The organism is Pseudomonas sp. K5002, assembly GCF_013386655.1.
GTDB lineage: Bacteria > Pseudomonadota > Gammaproteobacteria > Pseudomonadales > Pseudomonadaceae > Aquipseudomonas.
In genome coordinates, this window is sequence record NZ_JACARK010000531.1 from 1 (window position 1) to 1,022 (window position 1,022).

2 protein-coding genes are annotated in these 1,022 nt (G+C 64.0%); both read left to right on the top strand.

Annotated elements, in window-relative coordinates; translation table 11 throughout:
- Positions 1-338, top strand: a 338-nt coding sequence (locus HX846_RS22640) for an ABC transporter permease subunit (protein ID WP_178966125.1), incomplete at its 5' end; no start/stop codon positions are given.
- On the top strand, positions 335-1,022 hold a 688-nt coding region (locus HX846_RS22645; RefSeq protein WP_178966126.1), incomplete at its 3' end, for a DMT family transporter. The genes HX846_RS22640 and HX846_RS22645, both read left to right, overlap by 4 nt.

The window sequence follows — 1,022 nt, forward strand, 5'->3', positions numbered from 1 at the left end:
TGCTGGCCGTGCCCAAGGGTGAAATGGAAGCCGCCTCGGCGTTCGGCATGACGCCACGCCAGGCACTGTTGCGGGTGCGCCTGCCACGGGCCATGCGCCTGCTGCTGCCGACCCTCGCGGGGGAGACGGTGATGCTGCTCAAGTCCACGGCGCTGGCCTCGACCATTGCCGTGGTCGACCTGCTTGGCGCCGCCAATGTGGTACGCGCCCAGACCTTGCAGATCTACCAGCCGCTGCTGCTGGTGGCCGGGGTCTACCTGTGCCTGACCTTTTTGATTGAAGCCCTGTACGCCATTGCCGAGCGACGCGGCACACCGTTGCGCAGGTCTGCCGGATGAAAACCGATCGCTCGTTGCAAGGGATTGCCCTGTGCTCGCTGGCCTATGCGTTCCTGGCGCTGCAGGACGCCGGGATCAAATGGCTGGTGGCCGACTACTCAGTGTTCACCATCCTGTTCTGGCGTAGCCTGGTGGTGGTCGCCGCGTGCGTGATCGCCGGGCGAATGGGTTTGCTCAAGCGCGCCTGGCACTCGGTCAGCCGCAAGCTGTTGATCATCCGCGGCCTGCTGTCGCTGCTGGCCTGGCTGCTGTACTACACCGCCGCCAGAGACCTGACCCTGGCGGAAATGACCACGCTGTATTTTTCCGCACCGATCATGGTCACGTTGCTCGCGGCATTGATCCTCAAGGAGCGCGCCAGTCGCGGCCAGTGGATTTCGCTGATCATCGGCTTTGTCGGCGTGGTGATCGCCTGTCGCCCCAGCAACATGCTCGACCCATTGCCAATCGCCCTGACATTGGCGGCAGCACTGTGCTGGGCGTTTACCTATATCCAGTTGCGCCAGGTGGACGACAACACCTCGGTGCTGGAGCAGATGCTGATCACCAATGTGGTGTTTGTGATCTGCATGGCGCTGACGCTGCCCTGGACCCACACGCCATCGCCGACCCCGGCATGGCTGGGCATGCTCGGCGCGGGGCTGGTGGGCGGGATTGGCCAGTTCCTGCTGTTTGCGAGCTTCC